Source organism: Streptomyces sp. NPDC101490, assembly GCF_044767145.1.
GTDB lineage: Bacteria > Actinomycetota > Actinomycetes > Streptomycetales > Streptomycetaceae > Streptomyces.
Genome location: NZ_JBIWNI010000007.1, coordinates 228,841 through 244,440, shown reverse-complemented (window position 1 = coordinate 244,440; position 15,600 = coordinate 228,841). Strand labels below are relative to the sequence as shown.

Annotated in this window: 16 protein-coding genes and 1 riboswitch; of the genes, 9 read left to right on the top strand and 7 right to left on the bottom strand. The window is 73.0% G+C overall.

Annotated features, from left to right (window positions below):
* Nucleotides 1–41: 41 nt before the first annotated feature.
* Both ACIRQY_RS17380 and ACIRQY_RS17375 read right to left on the bottom strand, forming a co-directional pair.
* The gene (locus ACIRQY_RS17380; protein WP_351783650.1) at nt 42–707 is read right to left on the bottom strand and encodes a methyltransferase domain-containing protein; all 666 of its coding nucleotides are present in this window, start codon (nt 705–707) and stop codon (nt 42–44) included.
* A 213-nt stretch (nt 708–920) separates the two neighbouring features.
* Nucleotides 921–1,265 carry a VOC family protein gene (locus tag ACIRQY_RS17375; protein ID WP_351783652.1) on the bottom strand — a complete coding sequence of 115 codons (345 nt, stop codon included), beginning with the start codon at nt 1,263–1,265 and terminating at the stop codon, nt 921–923.
* 447 nt (nt 1,266–1,712) lie between these two features.
* Here ACIRQY_RS17375 and ACIRQY_RS17370 point away from each other — a divergent pair, with 447 nt between their 5' ends.
* From ACIRQY_RS17370 to ACIRQY_RS17355, 4 genes are all read left to right on the top strand, one after another.
* Nucleotides 1,713–3,086 carry a glutamate decarboxylase gene (locus ACIRQY_RS17370; protein ID WP_403926323.1) on the top strand — a complete coding sequence of 458 codons (1,374 nt, stop codon included), beginning with the start codon at nt 1,713–1,715 and terminating at the stop codon, nt 3,084–3,086.
* A complete protein-coding gene (locus ACIRQY_RS17365; protein WP_403926320.1) occupies nt 3,086–4,573 on the top strand; it encodes an amino acid permease in 1,488 nt (495 codons plus the stop codon). The genes ACIRQY_RS17370 and ACIRQY_RS17365 overlap by 1 nt, the downstream gene beginning before the upstream one ends.
* A 1-nt stretch (nt 4,574) precedes the next feature.
* On the top strand, nt 4,575–4,946 hold the full coding sequence (locus tag ACIRQY_RS17360; RefSeq protein ID WP_403926317.1) for a hypothetical protein: 372 nt from the start codon (nt 4,575–4,577) through the stop codon (nt 4,944–4,946).
* A gap of 294 nt (nt 4,947–5,240) precedes the next feature.
* A complete protein-coding gene (locus ACIRQY_RS17355; RefSeq protein ID WP_403926314.1) occupies nt 5,241–6,149 on the top strand; it encodes a hypothetical protein in 909 nt (302 codons plus the stop codon).
* Nucleotides 6,150–6,195: 46 nt separating this feature from the next.
* Here ACIRQY_RS17355 and ACIRQY_RS17350 read toward each other — a convergent pair whose 3' ends face one another.
* The 4 genes from ACIRQY_RS17350 to bioB form a co-directional block, all read right to left on the bottom strand.
* Nucleotides 6,196–6,366, bottom strand: coding sequence for a hypothetical protein (locus tag ACIRQY_RS17350; protein WP_403926311.1), 171 nt, complete (start codon nt 6,364–6,366; stop codon nt 6,196–6,198).
* 113 nt (nt 6,367–6,479) lie between these two features.
* Nucleotides 6,480–7,199 carry a dethiobiotin synthase gene (gene bioD / locus ACIRQY_RS17345; protein ID WP_351783662.1) on the bottom strand — a complete coding sequence of 240 codons (720 nt, stop codon included), beginning with the start codon at nt 7,197–7,199 and terminating at the stop codon, nt 6,480–6,482.
* Nucleotides 7,200–7,219: 20 nt separating this feature from the next.
* Nucleotides 7,220–8,440: an adenosylmethionine--8-amino-7-oxononanoate transaminase gene (locus tag ACIRQY_RS17340; RefSeq protein ID WP_351784000.1), complete on the bottom strand. Its 1,221-nt coding sequence runs from the start codon at nt 8,438–8,440 to the stop codon at nt 7,220–7,222.
* A 68-nt stretch (nt 8,441–8,508) separates the two neighbouring features.
* Nucleotides 8,509–9,753 (bottom strand): biotin synthase BioB, encoded by a 1,245-nt coding sequence (bioB, locus tag ACIRQY_RS17335; protein ID WP_403926308.1) that lies wholly within the window; start codon nt 9,751–9,753, stop codon nt 8,509–8,511.
* A gap of 143 nt (nt 9,754–9,896) precedes the next feature.
* Here bioB and ACIRQY_RS17330 point away from each other — a divergent pair, with 143 nt between their 5' ends.
* Both ACIRQY_RS17330 and ACIRQY_RS17325 read left to right on the top strand, forming a co-directional pair.
* Nucleotides 9,897–11,075, top strand: a complete 1,179-nt coding sequence (locus ACIRQY_RS17330; protein ID WP_403926306.1) for an 8-amino-7-oxononanoate synthase — start codon at nt 9,897–9,899, stop codon at nt 11,073–11,075.
* Between the two features lie 169 nt (nt 11,076–11,244).
* A complete protein-coding gene (locus ACIRQY_RS17325; protein WP_403926303.1) occupies nt 11,245–11,682 on the top strand; it encodes an ATP-binding protein in 438 nt (145 codons plus the stop codon).
* A 327-nt stretch (nt 11,683–12,009) separates the two neighbouring features.
* On the opposite strand, the gene ACIRQY_RS17320 is transcribed toward ACIRQY_RS17325, so the two are convergent.
* Nucleotides 12,010–12,486 carry a C40 family peptidase gene (locus ACIRQY_RS17320; protein ID WP_351783670.1) on the bottom strand — a complete coding sequence of 159 codons (477 nt, stop codon included), beginning with the start codon at nt 12,484–12,486 and terminating at the stop codon, nt 12,010–12,012.
* Nucleotides 12,487–12,489: 3 nt separating this feature from the next.
* A riboswitch (cyclic di-AMP (ydaO/yuaA leader) is annotated at nt 12,490–12,672 on the bottom strand.
* A gap of 560 nt (nt 12,673–13,232) precedes the next feature.
* Between ACIRQY_RS17320 and ACIRQY_RS17315 the strand changes: the two genes are divergently transcribed.
* Genes ACIRQY_RS17315 through ACIRQY_RS17305 form a run of 3 tightly spaced genes read left to right on the top strand, consistent with a single transcriptional unit; the run spans nt 13,233 to nt 15,596 of the window.
* The gene (locus ACIRQY_RS17315; protein ID WP_351783671.1) at nt 13,233–13,535 is read left to right on the top strand and encodes an urease subunit gamma; all 303 of its coding nucleotides are present in this window, start codon (nt 13,233–13,235) and stop codon (nt 13,533–13,535) included.
* 14 nt (nt 13,536–13,549) lie between these two features.
* Nucleotides 13,550–13,882, top strand: a complete 333-nt coding sequence (locus ACIRQY_RS17310; protein ID WP_384859603.1) for an urease subunit beta — start codon at nt 13,550–13,552, stop codon at nt 13,880–13,882.
* On the top strand, nt 13,875–15,596 hold the full coding sequence (locus ACIRQY_RS17305) for an urease subunit alpha (RefSeq protein ID WP_403926298.1): 1,722 nt from the start codon (nt 13,875–13,877) through the stop codon (nt 15,594–15,596). The genes ACIRQY_RS17310 and ACIRQY_RS17305 overlap by 8 nt, the downstream gene beginning before the upstream one ends.
* Nucleotides 15,597–15,600 lie beyond the last annotated feature (4 nt).

Here is a 15,600-nt window from a genome sequence, read left to right as displayed (position 1 = left end):
CCGCGCGCCCGCAGCCCCGCGACTCGTGCGTCCGGCGGCGTCTACGGCCGCCGCGCCACCCCGAGGACACAGGGGGACGAGGGCAGCCGGGGGCCCTTCTCCGGGATGTGGAAGGAGCGGTACGGCCCCGGCACGAACCCGGCGGCCCCGATCGCGTCGAGCGGGGCACGGGCGGTGTGGCAGCCGCCGAAGAGCAGCGGCCAGACCGTCCGGTCCAGGGCCCGCTGCACCCGGGCGAGACCGGGGGTGTCCGCCACCCCGTGTTCGAGGAAGCGCAGCTCGCCGCCGGGGCGCAGCACCCGGTGCAGCTCGGCGAGGGCCCGGGGGAGGTCCCGTACCGTGCAGAGGACGAGGGAGGCCACCGCCGCGTCGAAGGAGGCGTCGGGCGGTGACAGGGCCTCGGCCGTGTCCGGCAGGACGGTGACGGGGACGGGCGCCCGCGCGGCGGCCTCCTCCGCGAGGCGGCGCAGCCGGGCCTCCGGCTCCACGGCCACCACCTCGGTCACGCCCGCCGGGTAGTGGGCGAAGTTCAGCCCGTTCCCGGCACCGATCTCGACGATCCGCCCGGAGAGCCCGGAGAGCAGCTCGGCCCGGAGCTGGGCGATCCCGCCCCTGGTGTCGGCGGAGACGCTGACCCGGGCGTAGAAACGGGCGAACAGCGGATGGTGGACGTGCGGCGACGCCGGTGCGGTGGAGCGCGGACTCATCGGGCCTCCTCGGCCGGTCACGGAGCGGTGCGGTGCGTCGGGGTCCCCCGGCCGGCGACCAGACGGCGTGGGGGCATCGGGCCCCTTCGGACGGTCATGGGGCAGACCCCGCCGACGTGGTGCGTCGGTTTTCTCCTCGGCCGGTGGGCAGGCGGCGTGAGGGCCTCGGACCCCCTCGGCCGGTCACGGAGCGGCGGGGACATCCGGCCTTCCTCAGCCGGTCACGAAGCAGAACTCGTTGCCCTCCGGGTCCCGCATGACCTGGAAGGTGCCCTGGGGGTCGGTCACGGGCCCGCCCACGCGCACCGCGCCCGCGCGGGACGCCTCCTCGGCCGCCCGGCCGGGGTCCTCGACCGCCAGGTCGAGGTGGACCCGGTTCTTCACCGCCTTGCCCTCCGGCACCCGCTGGAAGGCGAGCCGGACGAAGTCCGGCGGGTCCACGTACGACCAGGCGTCGCCGCGGTCGACCGGTTCCCCGCCGAGGAGCCCGGCCCAGAAACGGACGAGCGCGGCCGGACCGGCACAGTCGAACACGATCTCCTGGACGTGAGCGCGCATGTCCCCACCCTAGGGCGTGTTTCGAGAGTCCCGCCTGCCTGGCGACGCCTGGCACGCACGCTCGCCGCGTTGTCGGGATCGCCGCGATACATCCAGTATCGGGGCGACCCTCCGCCTTGCGATCGCACGCACCAGACGCCGCCAGGCCTGCCCTCCGGGCAGACGGCGCCACTTTTGAAACACGCCCTGGGGCCCGTCCGACCCTTCCCGTCGTCGCCCGCAGGGCGGCCGCGCGGCGTCAGGTGCGTGCATGGCGTCGTGAGGCGGGCGGGAATGGTCGGACGGGCCCTGGGGCCAGGTCCGGAGCCGTGGGGGCCGCCGCCCCGGCGGAAGCCGCCATCCCGGTGAAAGACGGCGCTCCGTCCTTCCGGCCGACGCAGGTCTCCCTGGCGAGCGGCGGGACGAAGGGGAGGATGCGGGCGAAAAAGCGCGCGAGGAAGGGGTGTCATGGCCGATGACGGCATCGTGGAGGTGAACCCGCTGTTCGCCCGTCCGGGAGAGACGGCGGTGGCGGACAGGTTCCGGATCCCGGCCGGGTCCATGCTTCCGGAGACGGCCTATCAGATCGTCCACGACGAGATCATGCTCGACGGCAACTCGCGGCTGAACCTGGCGACGTTCGTGGGCACCTGGATGGACCCGTACGCGTCGAAGCTGTACGCGGACGCCTTCGACAAGAACATGATCGACAAGGACGAGTACCCGCAGACGGCGGCGATCGAGGACCGCTGCTGGAAGATGCTGGCCGAGCTGTGGAACGCGCCGGACCCGGCCGGGACCGTCGGCACGTCCACCGTCGGCTCGTCGGAGGCGTGCATGCTCGCGGGCCTGGCGCTCAAGCGCCGCTGGCAGCACGCCCGCCGGGCGGCGGGGAAACCGGCCGACAAGCCGAACCTCGTGATGTCGTCGGCCGTCCAGGTGGTGTGGGAGAAGTTCTGCAACTACTGGGACGTCGAGCCCCGGTACGTACCCATCACCGAGGACCACACGTGCCTCGACGGCCATGACCTGGCCTCGTACGTCGACGAGAACACCATCGGTGTCGTGGCGATCCTCGGCGTGACGTACACCGGTGTGTACGAGCCGGTCCGCGAGATCGCCGCCGCCCTGGACGCCCTCCAGCGCGACACCGGTCTGGACGTCCCGCTGCACGTCGACGGCGCGTCCGGCGCGATGATCGCCCCGTTCCTCCAGCCCGACCTGGTGTGGGACTTCCGGCTCGAACGGGTCCACTCCATCAACACCTCCGGCCACAAGTACGGGCTGGTCTACCCCGGTCTGGGCTGGGTGGTGTGGCGCAGCGCCGACCTGCTCCCCGAGGACCTGGTCTTCCGCGTCAGCTACCTGGGCGGTGACATGCCCACCTTCGCGCTGAACTTCTCGCGCCCCGGGGCCCAGGTCCTCCTGCAGTACTACCAGTTCCTCCGGCAGGGCCGGGCCGGGTACCGGGCGGTGCAGAAGGCCAGCCATGACGTCGCCCGGTTCCTCGCGGAAGGCGTCGGCGCCATGGACGCCTTCGAGCTGTGGAACGACGGCTCGGACATTCCGGTCTTCGCCTGGCGGCAGAAGGCGGGCCACACCGGGAACTGGTCGCTGTACGACCTGTCCGAGCGGCTGCGCCTGAAGGGCTGGCAGGTCCCCGCCTACCCGCTGCCGGACGATCTCGCCGATCTGACCGTGCAGCGCGTGGTCGTGCGCAACGGGCTGGGCATGGACCTCGCCCGCTCCCTCCTCGACGACATCCGCCACGCCGTCGGGTTCCTCGACGGGCTCAGCGCACCGATGCCCTCCGAGGGCCGTGTCTCCGGGTTCCACCACTGATGGCCGCGGTCACTCCGCCTCCGGCGGAGCGGGGGCCCGCCGCGGCGGCCGTACCCCCGCGCCCGCGCGCGTACCTCTCGGTGTTCAATCTGGCCGTCCTCACGGTGGTGGCGGTGGCGAGCCTGCGCAGCCTGCCGACGATGTCCACCTACGGCCTCGGCAGCATCACGCTGTACCTCATCCCGGCGCTGTTCTTCCTGGTCCCGGTGGCCCTGGTGGCGGCCGAGCTGGCGACCGGCTGGAACGGCGGGGTGTTCGTCTGGGTCCGGGAGGCGATGGGCGCGCGCTGGGGCTTCGTCGCGATCTGGCTCCAGTGGATCCAGAACGTCGTCTGGTTCCCCGTCCAGCTCGCCTTCATCGCCGCCAGTTTCACCTTCGTCCTCGCCGACCAGAACCTGTCCGGCTCCGGTCTCTACACCGCGATCGTGATCGTCGTCCTGTACTGGGCGTCCACCGCGCTGACCCTGCGGGGCGGGAACCTCTTCGCCAAGGTCGGGTCGTGGGGCGGTCTGATCGGCACGATCGCCCCCGGCGTCCTGCTCATCGTGCTCGGTGCCTGCTGGCTCGGCACCGGCCAGGAGAGCCAGGTCCCCCTCCACTGGGGGGACGTGGTGCCGCCGTTCACCGGCTTCGCCAGCCTGGTGCTGATCGTCAGCAACTTCCTGGCGTACGCGGGCATGGAGGTCAACGCCGTCCACGCCACGGACATGCGCGCCCCCGGCAAGGGATATCCGAAGGCGGTGTTCATCGCCGTCGCCGGAATCCTGGGGGTGTTCATCCTGCCCACCCTGGCCGTGGCGCTCGCGGTCCCCAAGGGCGAACTGGGCCTGACCACAGGCATCAACCTCGCCTTCAAGGTCTTCTTCGACCACTGGGGCGTCCCGTGGGCCACGGCGGTGGTCTCCGCCGCCATCGCCGTCGGCGCCCTCGCCTCCGTGGTCACCTGGATCGCGGGCCCGAGCAAGGGCGTGCTGGCCGCCGCGGAGACGGGGCTCATGCCCCCGTGGATGCAGAAGCGCAACAAGGCCGGTGTCCAGCAGAGCATCCTCCTGGTCCAGGGCCTGATCGTGACGGCCCTGGCGGCCCTGTTCATCGCCATCCCCAACGTCTCGACGGCCTTCTTCACCCTCGTCGACATGGCGGCGGCACTGTACTTGATCATGTACATGTTGATGTTCGTCTCCGCGCTACGGCTGCGGGGGCTGCGCCCCGACGTGGTACGCGCCTACCGGGTACCGGCGATCAAGCTGGTGGCGGGCATCGGCTTCGCCGCCTCGGCGGCCGCCTTCGCGCTCGGCTTCGTCCCTCCCCAGGGGCTGTCCGGGATCCCGCCGCACCTCTACCCGGTCATGATGCTCGTCGTGATCGTCGCGCTCGGGACGCCGCCGCTGCTCTTCTACCGCTTCCGCAGACCCGGCTGGAACCGTGGGCGGCGTGTCGACTCCGACGCCACCGCCCCCGCCCCGACCACCCCGACGGAGGGCTGACATGCGTCGCCTCACGGCCGTCACGGCCCTGCCGCTCGCCGTCCTCGTCCTGCTCACCGGATGCGCGTCGGACTCCCGCGCGAAGGAGGTCAAGGCCGCGCTGTTCACGGAGAAGGCGCGTGCGGCCGGTGTCGCCTCCGGTATGACCCCCGCGGTCGCCGAGTCGCTCTACGGCGACGACGGGGGAGCCCTCTGTGCCGCGCTCGACGGCAATCCGGCCGGCCTCCTGCTGGGCTGGGGGCGGGCCACCCTCACCGCCACGCCGGAGGAGCACGCCGACGACCTGATCGCCTACGACCGTCTCGTCGTCGACGTCTACTGCCCGGACCGGCTCGGCGCCTTCGGCGACCTCGTGGGCCGCGTCAACCGCTGAGGCGCCGGGGTGCCCGCCGCCCGCCGCCGGGGCGGGTGCCCCGAGCCGTACGGCGGTGGACATCGTGACGCCCGTACGGGTACGGAGCCGCCGCCGTCGAACCCGTACGGGGGAAGCCCGGAGAGCCGCTCCCCATGGGCCCCGTCCGCCTTGGCGGATGGCGGGGAGCGCCTATCGGCCGGAAGTCCCGGGAGCGTTCCCGGCCGCTCGCGGAATACCCCCAGGGGGTATATGGTTCCGATGGATGTACCGCACGGACGACAGCGGCGGGCGCACCGACCACAGGGAGACGTCATGAGAAACCACACCGGCCACGACCAGTCCGAGCACGGCACCCACGCGGCCCACAGCACCCACGCGGCCCACAGCACCCACGCGGCCCACGGCGATCACGCGGCCCACGCCGCTCACGGCGCGTCCCGGCCCGGCGGCCTGTCGGTCTCCGAGAACGGGTACTCCCTCGAACTCGACACGACCGTCCTCACCGCCGGTGTCCAGTCGATCGGCTTCCGGATCATCGGCCCCGACGGACTGGCCGTCACCCGCTTCCTCGCCGAGCACGAGAAGGAACTGCACTTCATCGCCGTCCGGCGCGACACGGCGGGCTTCCAGCACGTGCACCCCGTGCGGGACGAGGAAGGCACCTGGAGCGTCGAACTGACCCTGGAACCGGGGGACTGGCGGTTCTTCACCGACATCCACCCGGTCGGCCACGACGGCACCATGACGCTGGGGATCGACGCCGCCGTCGCCGGACCGTACGCCCCGAAGCCGCTCCCCGAAGCCACCGGGACCGCCCTCGTCGACGACTACACCGTCACCCTCGACGGCGAACTCCCCGTCGGCGAGACGGGGGAACTGACCCTCACCGTCAGCCGGGACGGTGAGCCCGTCACCGACCTCCAGCCCTACCTGGCCGCGTACGGACACCTCGTGGCCCTGCGGGTCGGCGACCTCGGCTACCTCCACGTCCACCCGGAGGGCGCACCCGGCGACGGCGTCACCGCCCCCGGACCCGGGATCACCTTCTTCGCGTCCGCGCCCTCGGCCGGAACCTACCGGCTGTACCTGGACTTCAAGCACGGCGGATTCGTCCGCACCGCCGAGTTCACCGTACGGGCCACCGCCCCCACCCCGGACGCGGGCCACCGGGCCGCGCCCGAGCACGACAGCCACCACCACGGCGCCCACGCGCACCACTGACCGCGCGACGGCCGGACGGCTCAAAAGGCCGCCCGGCCAAGCCCGTTCACGCCCCGGCGCCCGAAGGGGCGGCGGGCGCGGGGGCCCTGACGGACCGGATCGGCAGCCGCCCGTCCCGCAGGCGGTGACCGCCGCGCCCGTTGTCCGACGCGACCGGCTCACCGAGGACGGACAGCGCGGTCTCCGCGAGCGACGGCCCGCCCCGGTCGAGGCTCACGGGTCCGACCGGCCGACCGGCCGGGCGAGTCGTGGGACGCCGTCTCGCCGGGTCCGCTGTCCCGCCGGGTCCGCCGATGGGTCGGGCCCGCCCCGGGAGCGGGCCCGTGCCCGTCATCCGGTGGCGAACCGCTCCGTCGTCTCCGCCGCGTCCCAGGTGCCGCCGAGCGCCGGGGCCAGCCAGTCGGCCGCCGCCGCCCGGAAGGCCACGGGGTCCAGCGCTCCCGAGCCTTCCGGTACGGCGCCGAGCAGGGGCGCGCCCGCCGCCTCCGGAAGGTCCGCCAGGTTGCAGCGGGCCGCCAGGTCCGGCGCGGACGGCCAGCTGCCGATGACCACGCCCAACTGCTCGATCCCGCGTGCCGCGAGCGCCTCGGCCGTCAGGGCCGTGGAGTTGAGGGTGCCGAGTCCGGCCGGGGCCACCACGAGGACCGGGGCGCCGAGCAGCGCGGCCACGTCCGCGAGGGTGCCGCCCTCCTCGTCGAAGCGGACGAGCAGCCCGCCCGCCCCCTCCACGAGCACCAGGTCGTGCTCGGCGGCCAGCTTCCGGGCCGCCGCCGCGACCTCCCCGGGGCCCACCGGCGCGAGCCCGGCCCGCCGGGCCGCCGTGCCGGGGGCCAACGGCTCGGGGAAACGGCCCAGTTCGGCGGAGACGGCGGCGCCCGAGAGCCGGACGGCCTCGTCGGCGTCCCCCCGCTCGTCCGGCCCGAGGCCGGTCTGCGCGGGCTTGAGGACGGCGACCGAGCGTCCGGCGGCGCCCGCGACGGCGGCCACCGCCGCGGTCACCACCGTCTTGCCGATCTCCGTGCCCGTACCGCTGACGACGACGATTCCCATGGACGTACCGGTCCTTCCGTTCAGCCCGCCGTCGCGGCGGCGAGGACGGCGGCGCAGATCCGGGCCAGGTCCTCGTCGCCCGTCACGTACGGCGGCATCGTGTAGATCAGGTCCCGGAAGGGGCGCAGCCAGACGCCCTCCCGGACGGCGGCGCGGGTCGCCGCCGCCATGTCGACCGGACGGTCGAGCTGGACGACGCCGATCGCGCCCAGCACCCGCACCTCCCGCACCCCGGGGAGCGCGGCGGCGGGCGCCAGGCCCTCCCGCAGCCCGGCCTCGATCCGCTCGACCTCGCCCGCCCAGTCCTGGGAGAGCAGCAGGTCGATCGAGGCGAGGGCCACGGCGGACGCCAGCGGGTTGCCCATGAAGGTAGGCCCGTGGGCCAGTACGGGCACCTCGCCCCGGGAGATCCCGTCGGCGACCCGGCCGGTGCAGAGCGTCGCCGCCATCGACAGGTATCCGCCGGTCAGCGCCTTGCCCAGGCACATCACATCGGGGGAGATCCCGGCCTGACCGGCGGCGAAGAGCGTGCCGGTGCGGCCGAACCCGGTGGCGATCTCGTCGAGCACGAGGAGCACGTCGTGCGCGTCGCAGGCCTCGCGCAGCACCCGCAGGTAGTCGGGGTGGTGGAAGCGCATCCCGCCCGCGCCCTGCACCACCGGCTCCACGATCACGGCGGCGAGTTCTCCCGCGTGCCGCGCTATGCCCTCCCGCAGCCGCCGCGCGTACTCCTCCTCGTACGCGGCGGGCGGGGCGTCCAGGAACACCTGCGGCTGGAGCACGCCGGTCCACAGCTCGTGCATCCCGCCCTCCGGGTCGCACACCGACATGGGCTGCCAGGTGTCGCCGTGGTAGCCGCCGCGCCAGGTGAGCAGCCGGTGCTTCTCGGGCCGTCCGAGCGAACGCCAGTACTGCAGGCACATCTTGACGGCGACCTCGACCGAGACGGAGCCCGAGTCGCTGAGGAAGACGTGCCGCAGCGGCTCGGGGGTGATCTCGACGAGCCGGGCGGCGAGCCGGACGGCGGGCTCGTGGGTGAGTCCGCCGAACATGACGTGGCTCATCCGGCCGAGCTGGTCGTGGGCCGCCGCGTTGAGCACCGGGTGGTTGTAGCCGTGGACGGCCGACCACCAGGAGGCCATGCCGTCGATCAGCTCGTCGTGCCCCTCGGCGGGTTCGGCGAGCCGCAGGCGCACCCCGGACGCGGACGCCACGACCAGCGGGTCCGTACGGCCCGGCATGGGGCCGTAGGGGTGCCAGACGTGGGCCCGGTCCAGGGCGACGAGTTCGTCGTTGCGCACGGTGGTTCCTAGGCGTTGGGGGCGAGGTCGGTGCCCGCGCCCCGGCGGCGCACGGCGACCAGGTCGGTCCTGGCCTCCTTCGGCGCGGGCGCCTCCGGCGCGGTGTGCCCGCCGCAGGGGCCGCAGCCGCCGCCCGCCCCCGCGTGCCCGCCGCAGCCGCCCGCCGCCGCGCCGTCCGCCGTCGCGTCCGCCGGGCCGCAGCCGGACGCGGCGGTCCCGCAGCCGCCCCCGGCCGCCGCGAGCGCGTCCGCGCGGTGCCGCGGCAGCGTGGTCGTGCCCGCGCCCTCCACCTCGAAGCCCGCGTCCGCGATCATGTCCAGGTCGGTCTGCCCGGCCTGGCCCTCGCTGGTCAGATAGTCGCCGAGGAAGATCGAGTTCGCGATGTGCAGGGCCAGCGGCTGCATCGAACGCAGGTGCACCTCACGGCCGCCCGCGATCCGCACCTCGACGTCGGGGCAGACGAACCGGACCATCGCCAGGATGCGCAGACAGCGCTGCGGGGTGAGGTTCCACTCCTTGGCCAGGGGGGTGCCCTCGAAGGGGATGAGGAAGTTGACCGGTACGGAGTCCGAGTCCAGCTCGCGGAGCGCGTACACGACGTCGACCAGGTCCTCGTCGCTCTCGCCCATGCCCGCGATCAGCCCCGAGCAGGCGGAGAGCCCGGCGGAGTGCGCCTTGCGGACGGTGTCCACCCGGTCCGCGTAGGTGTGGGTGGAGGTGATCTTCCCGTACGTCCCCTCGGAGGTGTTGAGGTTGTGGTTGTACGCGTCGGCGCCCGCCTCCCGCAGCCGCTCCGCCTGCCCGTCCGAGAGCAGCCCGAGGCAGGCGCACACCTCGACGCCCTCGTTGCCCTCCTTGATGGCCTCGATGGTCCTGCCGACCCGCTCGACGTCCCGGTCGGTCGGACCGCGGCCGCTGGCCACCAGGCACACCCGCTTGGCGCCGCCCGCGACACCCGCGGCCGCGGCCCGGGAGGCCTCGTCCGGCTTCAGCCAGGTGTACTTGAGGATCCCGGCCTCGGAGCCGAGCCGCTGCGAGCAGTACGAGCAGTCCTCGGGGCACAGTCCGGACTTCAGGTTCACCAGGTAGTTGAGCTTCACCCGGCGCCCGAACCACTGGCGGCGCACCTTGCCCGCGGCGGCCACCACATCGAGCAGTTCGTCGTCCGAGGTCGCCAGGACGGCGAGTGCTTCTCCACGGGTCGGCAGCTCGCGCCGCAGCCCCTTCTCCACCAGCGTGTTCAGCAGGTCCATAACCGCTGATCCTGTCCTACCGCCCGCCCCCGGGCCAAGGAGGAACCGAACAAACGGCTCCGAAGGAGGTGTGTGGATGACCACATCCCCACCCCGGCCTCCGTTGGCTAGGGTCTGTGCGCTGCCTACAAAAGGAACGCCGTATGTCACAGGCCGACGGTACCCGGGCCGCGGGCCCGCGCCGCACCGCGTTCGACTGGACCGACGCCGAGGCGCGCCGCCGTGCCGACGCCGGTCTCGTCCGGGTGCTGCGCCCCCGCGCCGCCGAGTCCGACCTCCTGGACCTGGCGGGCAACGACTACCTCGGCCTGACCCGACGGCCCGAGGTGACCGGGGCGGCGGCCGAGGCGGCGCGCCGCTGGGGCGCGGGCTCCACCGGCTCCCGGCTCGTCACCGGAACCACCCGGCTGCACACCCGGCTGGAACGCGAACTCGCCGACTTCTGCGGCTTCGAGGCCGCCCTCGTCCTCTCCTCCGGCTACACCGCCAACCTGGCCGCGCTCACCGCGCTGGGCGGCCGGGACGCCCTGATCGTCTCCGACGCCTCCAACCACGCCTCGATCGTGGACGGCTGCCGTCTGGCGCGCGCCGAGACCGCCGTCGTCCCGCACGCCGACCCGGAGGCCGTACGCAAGACCCTCGACGCGCATCCGGGGCGGCGGGCCCTGGTCGTCAGCGACTCCGTGTTCTCCGTCGACGGTGACCGGGCGCCGCTGTCCGCGCTCGCCGCCGCCTGCCGCGCGCACGGCGCCGGTCTGGTCGTGGACGACGCCCACGGCCTGGGCGTCCTCGGCGACGGCGGCCGGGGGGCCCTCCACGAGGCCGGGCTCGCGGGCGACGAGGACGTGGTGGCCACCGTCACCCTGTCGAAGTCCCTCGGCAGCCAGGGCGGCGCGGTCCTCGGCCCGGCCCGGGTGATCGAGCACCTGGTCAACGCGGCCCGCACCTTCATCTTCGACACCGGTCTCGCCCCGGCCGCCGCCGGTGGCGCGCTGGCGGCCCTGCGTGTGCTGGCGGCCGAACCGGGGCTCGCGGAGCGGGCCCGCACGGTCGCGACCACCCTGCACCGGCTCCTCACCGGGGCGGGTCTGACGGCCGCCCGGCCCGACGCGGCCGTGGTCTCGGTGCGCGCGCCCTCCCCCGGGGCGGCGCTGCGCTGGGCGGCGGACTGCCGGGAGCGGGGGCTCTCGGTCGGCTGCTTCCGGCCGCCCTCCGTGCCCGACGGCGTCTCGCGGCTACGGCTCACGGCCCGCGCGGATCTGACGGACGAGCGGATCGCGTACGCGGTGGAAACGATCCTGCGGACGGCACCGGCCGGCTGACCCGGCGGGCGGCGGCCCGGTGTGTCCCGGGGCCTTCGCGTTCACCGCTTCGGGCGACAGATGGGGACATATCTTGGGAGAACGTCTCCCGGCGCGGCCCGATCGGTGGCAGTCTGGCGCGCAGTGCGATCCGGGGCAGCGGCCCCGGCGGGAAAGGGACGGCGCCGCCATGGCAGACCAGCAGGAAGCATCCGTCACTCTGCCGAGCGAACCCGCCTCGGTGGCCACGGCCCGGCGGTTCGTGGCGGAGGTTCTCGGCGGCTGGGGCCTGGACGACGCCACGGAGACCGCGGACGCGATCCGGATCATCGTCTCCGAGCTGGCCACCAACGCCGTGCTGCACACCCTCGGCCAGTCGCCCACCTTCACGGTGGGCCTCCGGCTCGACCGGGAGGAGCAGTTGTACATCGGTGTCACCGACAGTCATCCGAGGCTGCCGCGCCGTCTGCCCGCCGCGGTCCAGCAGGACAACGGCAGGGGCATGGTCATCGTCAGGGTCCTCGCGGCGGAGGCGGGCGGACGTCTCACCGTGACCCCGATCCGGGAGGGCGGCAAGACGGTCCGGATCTCCCTCCCGTGGACCCCGGCCCCGCCGACCGACCGCTGACGGACCCGCGCGGGCGGCGGGTCCGCCGGGCCCGGACGGGCCGTCCGCCGAGCCGACACCCCGCCCGGGCGGGACCCGTCGCCCCGCCCGGTCCGGTCGTAGCGGGGCCGCGAGGGCGCGGCGACCCGGGGCGGCTGCCGCGGGGACGCGCGGTCGCCGGGGCCGTACCGCCAGGGGCGGTCCGGGGACGTGCGGGATGCGGCGGCGCCACCGCATCCCGCACGGCCCGGCTCACGGACCGGTCGTCGGTTCCGCCCGACCGGCTCACGGACCGGCGCCGTCAGTTCCGCCGGACCGGCTCACGGACGGGCCGTCGGTTCCGCCGGGTCAGCGGACGCGGCCGTAGTAGATCTTCGACGACCAGATCTTGTCGAGCTTCACCCAGGACCCCGTCTTGGGCGAGTGCCAGATCTTGCCGCTCCCGGCGTAGATGCCCACGTGGTAGACCCTTCCGCCGGAGTGGAAGAAGACCAGGTCCCCCTTCTGCCGTGAGGCGGCGGAGACGCGTGTGGTTCTGTTGTACTGCTGCTGCGCGGTGCGGGGCAGCGACTTGCCCGCCTTCTGGTACGCGTAGAGCGTCAGACCGGAGCAGTCGAACCTGGAGGGTCCGGCGCTCCCGTACCGGTACGGTGCTCCCTTCTTGGACGCGGCGACGCTCAGTGCCTTGTTCGCGTAGTTCGTCGCTGCCTGGGCCTCCGGCGCCGCACCTGGTGCGAGCAGCGTGCCGCCGACGGCGGCGAGAGTGAGAGCCGAGACGGCTCCGACCCGGGACAGCAGGGACGGGACGTGCATCTGCGCAGTCATGCGCAACCCTTCGTCAGCCGCCTGTGAAGGATGACCTGTCGGGTTCGGGCAGGCGAAGATGCCCGGCCGCGGCTGCGGCTTCACCCCAAGGGGCGGCCCCGCTGTGGGAAACAGCGCGTTCGCCCCGTAAAAATCGGGTCCTCCACTCCTGCCGGTCCAATCCTGTCGACCAGACGTCCGGGACAGCGGCAGGACTCGGCGTCCGCCCGGACCGCCCCGCCGCGGCGGCGGGGGCTTGTCGTCGACAGGGATCTTGACCCACACCGGGGCTGAAATCCGAGCGGAAACGGCGATATGTGAGGCTCCTCACGACTGATCCATTCGGGTGGACAGGAGGGTTTCGTGATCATCGGAGATACCCCCGGCGAGTCCCGCACCAGCGATGGAACGTTCGATTCCGCCAGATGCGTACATCAGTGGCGCAAGTTGACCGGTCTGAACATCGACTCGGCGGCTACTCCGAACGGGGGAGGGAATCTGCGACGCGTGTCGGCCGTCCGGCCCTCGACGCGACACGGCCGGATGTCAACCCGTCAGGGAGGGGGAGGGGCCGGTTCCGTGGAGGCCGTCGGCGGTCCGATGATCATGCGATCGCAAAGGCGTAGTTAACCAGCCGGAAAAACTTCCGCCCTAACGTGCAATGTCTGCCGCTGCACCGCGTTCCAGCATTTCAACAAGGTGTTGAAGGTCGGTAGGGTCCGCAGCTGTCCGGGTCCCGTCCCGGCAGACGACTGTGAGGTGGAAGTGTGCAACTGAGCCCGCACGAGCAGGAACGCCTGCTCATCCATGTGGCCGCGGACGTGGCCGAGAAGCGCAGGGCGCGCGGTGTGCGACTCAACCACCCCGAGGTCGTCGCACTGATCACCGCCCATGTCCTCGAAGGCGCCAGGGACGGCCGCACCGTCGCCGAACTGATGGCCTCGGGCCGCGAGGTGCTCACCCGCGACGAGGTCATGGAAGGCGTCCCCGAGATGATCCACGACGTCCAGGTCGAGGCCACCTTCCCGGACGGCACCAAGCTCGTCACCGTCCACGACCCCATCGTCTGAACGGACCGCCGCCGATGATCCCCGGAGAGATCCTGTACGCGGACGGCCCCGTCCCCCTCAACGAGGGGCGCCCCGTCACGCGTCTGACCGTGCTCAACGCCGCCGACCGGCCCGTCCAGGTCGGCTCCCACTACCACTTCGCCGAGGTCAACCCCGGACTCGAGTTCGACCGAGCCGCCGCGCGCGGACAGCGGCTGCACATCGCCGCCGGAACCGCCGTCCGCTTCGAACCCGGCATCCCCGTCGAGGTCGAACTCGTCCCCCTCACCGGCCGCCGGATCGTCCCCGGTCTGCGCGGCGAGACCGCGGGGCCCCTGGACGCGAACGAAGAGGACTCCCGTGCCTGATCTGCACCGCGCCGTCTACGCCGACCTGTTCGGCCCCACCACCGGCGACCGCCTCCGGCTCGCCGACACCGACCTCTTCGTCGAGATCGAGGAGGACCGCAGCGGCGGCCCCGGCCGCGCCGGGGACGAAGCCGTCTTCGGCGGCGGCAAAGTCATCCGCGAGTCGATGGGCCAGGCCCGCACCACCCGCGCCGAGGGCGCCCCCGACACCGTCATCACCGGCGCCGTGGTCATCGACCACTGGGGGATCGTCAAGGCCGACATCGGCATCAGGGACGGCCGGATCGTCGCCCTCGGCAAGGCCGGCAACCCCGACACCATGGACGGCGTCCACCCCGGCCTGGTGATCGGCCCCGAGACCGAGGTCATCGTCGGCAACGGCCGCATCGTCACCGCGGGCGCCGTCGACACCCATGTCCACTTCATCTCCCCGACCGTGGTCGAGCAGGCCCTCGCCACCGGCGTCACCACGCTCGTCGGCGGCGGCACCGGTCCCGCCGAGGGCACCAAGGCCACCACCATCACCCCCGGCCCCTGGCACATGGCCCGGATGTTCGAGGCGCTGGACACCTTCCCCGTCAACATCGGTCTGCTCGGCAAGGGCAACACCATGTCCCGGGAGGCCATGCACTCCCAACTGCGCGGCGGAGCACTCGGGTTCAAGATCCACGAGGACTGGGGCGCCACCCCCGCCGTCATCGACGCCTGCCTCGGCGTCTGCGAGGAGACGGGCGCCCAGCTCGCCATCCACACCGACACCCTGAACGAGGCGGGCTTCGTCGGCGACACCCTCGCCGCCATCGCCGGGCGCACCATCCACGCGTACCACACCGAAGGCGCGGGCGGCGGGCACGCCCCCGACATCATCACCGTGGTCTCGGAGCCGAACATCCTTCCCAGCTCCACCAATCCGACCCGGCCGCACACCGTCAACACCATCGAGGAACACCTCGACATGCTGATGGTCTGCCACCACCTCAACCCGGCCGTCCCCGAGGACCTCGCCTTCGCGGAGTCCCGCATCCGGCCCTCCACCATCGCCGCCGAGGACGTCCTGCACGACCTGGGCGCGATCTCGATCATCTCCTCCGACTCCCAGGCCATGGGACGCATCGGCGAAGTGATCATGCGCACCTGGCAGACCGCCCACGTCATGAAGAAGCGGCGCGGCGCCCTCCCCGGCGACGGCCGCGCCGACAACCACCGGGCCCGCCGCTACGTCGCCAAGTACACGATCAACCCGGCCGTCGCCCAGGGCATGGGCCATGTCATCGGCTCGGTCGAACCCGGCAAGCTCGCCGACCTGGTCCTGTGGGAACCCGCCTTCTTCGGCGTGAAGCCGCTCCTCGTCATCAAGGGCGGACAGATCGCGTACGCGCAGCTCGGCGACGCCAACGCCTCCATCCCCACCCCGCAGCCGGTGCTGCCGCGCCCCATGTTCGGCGCGCTCGGCCGGGCGGCGGCGGCGGGCTCGATCAACTTCGTCGCCCAGGCGGCCATCGAGGACGACCTCCCGCAGCGGCTCGGACTGCACAAGGAGTTCGCCGCCATCGGCTCCACCCGACGGGTCACCAAGGCGGACATGGTCGAGAACGACGCCGTACCCCGGGTCGAGGTCGACGCCGACACCTTCTCGGTGAGCATCGACGGCGAAGTGGTCGAACCCGCACCCGCCGCCGAACTGCCCATGGCCCAGCGTTACTTCCTCTTCTGACGGC

Bases quoted from the DNA above. Each gene is read 5' to 3' on its own strand.
- ACIRQY_RS17360 (WP_403926317.1), top strand. From the start codon at position 4,575: ATGCGTCGCCTCACGGCCGTCACGGCCCTGCCGCTCGCCGTCCTCGTC.
- ACIRQY_RS17365 (WP_403926320.1), top strand. From the start codon at position 3,086: ATGGCCGCGGTCACTCCGCCTCCGGCGGAGCGGGGGCCCGCCGCGGCG.
- bioD (WP_351783662.1), bottom strand. From the start codon at position 7,199: ATGGGAATCGTCGTCGTCAGCGGTACGGGCACGGAGATCGGCAAGACG.
- ACIRQY_RS17340 (WP_351784000.1), bottom strand. From the start codon at position 8,440: ATGCCGGGCCGTACGGACCCGCTGGTCGTGGCGTCCGCGTCCGGGGTG.
- ACIRQY_RS17320 (WP_351783670.1), bottom strand. From the start codon at position 12,486: ATGACTGCGCAGATGCACGTCCCGTCCCTGCTGTCCCGGGTCGGAGCC.
- ACIRQY_RS17330 (WP_403926306.1), top strand. From the start codon at position 9,897: ATGTCACAGGCCGACGGTACCCGGGCCGCGGGCCCGCGCCGCACCGCG.
- bioB (WP_403926308.1), bottom strand. From the start codon at position 9,753: ATGGACCTGCTGAACACGCTGGTGGAGAAGGGGCTGCGGCGCGAGCTG.
- ACIRQY_RS17370 (WP_403926323.1), top strand. From the start codon at position 1,713: ATGGCCGATGACGGCATCGTGGAGGTGAACCCGCTGTTCGCCCGTCCG.
- ACIRQY_RS17310 (WP_384859603.1), top strand. From the start codon at position 13,550: ATGATCCCCGGAGAGATCCTGTACGCGGACGGCCCCGTCCCCCTCAAC.
- ACIRQY_RS17355 (WP_403926314.1), top strand. From the start codon at position 5,241: ATGAGAAACCACACCGGCCACGACCAGTCCGAGCACGGCACCCACGCG.
- ACIRQY_RS17325 (WP_403926303.1), top strand. From the start codon at position 11,245: ATGGCAGACCAGCAGGAAGCATCCGTCACTCTGCCGAGCGAACCCGCC.
- ACIRQY_RS17380 (WP_351783650.1), bottom strand. From the start codon at position 707: ATGAGTCCGCGCTCCACCGCACCGGCGTCGCCGCACGTCCACCATCCG.
- ACIRQY_RS17375 (WP_351783652.1), bottom strand. From the start codon at position 1,265: ATGCGCGCTCACGTCCAGGAGATCGTGTTCGACTGTGCCGGTCCGGCC.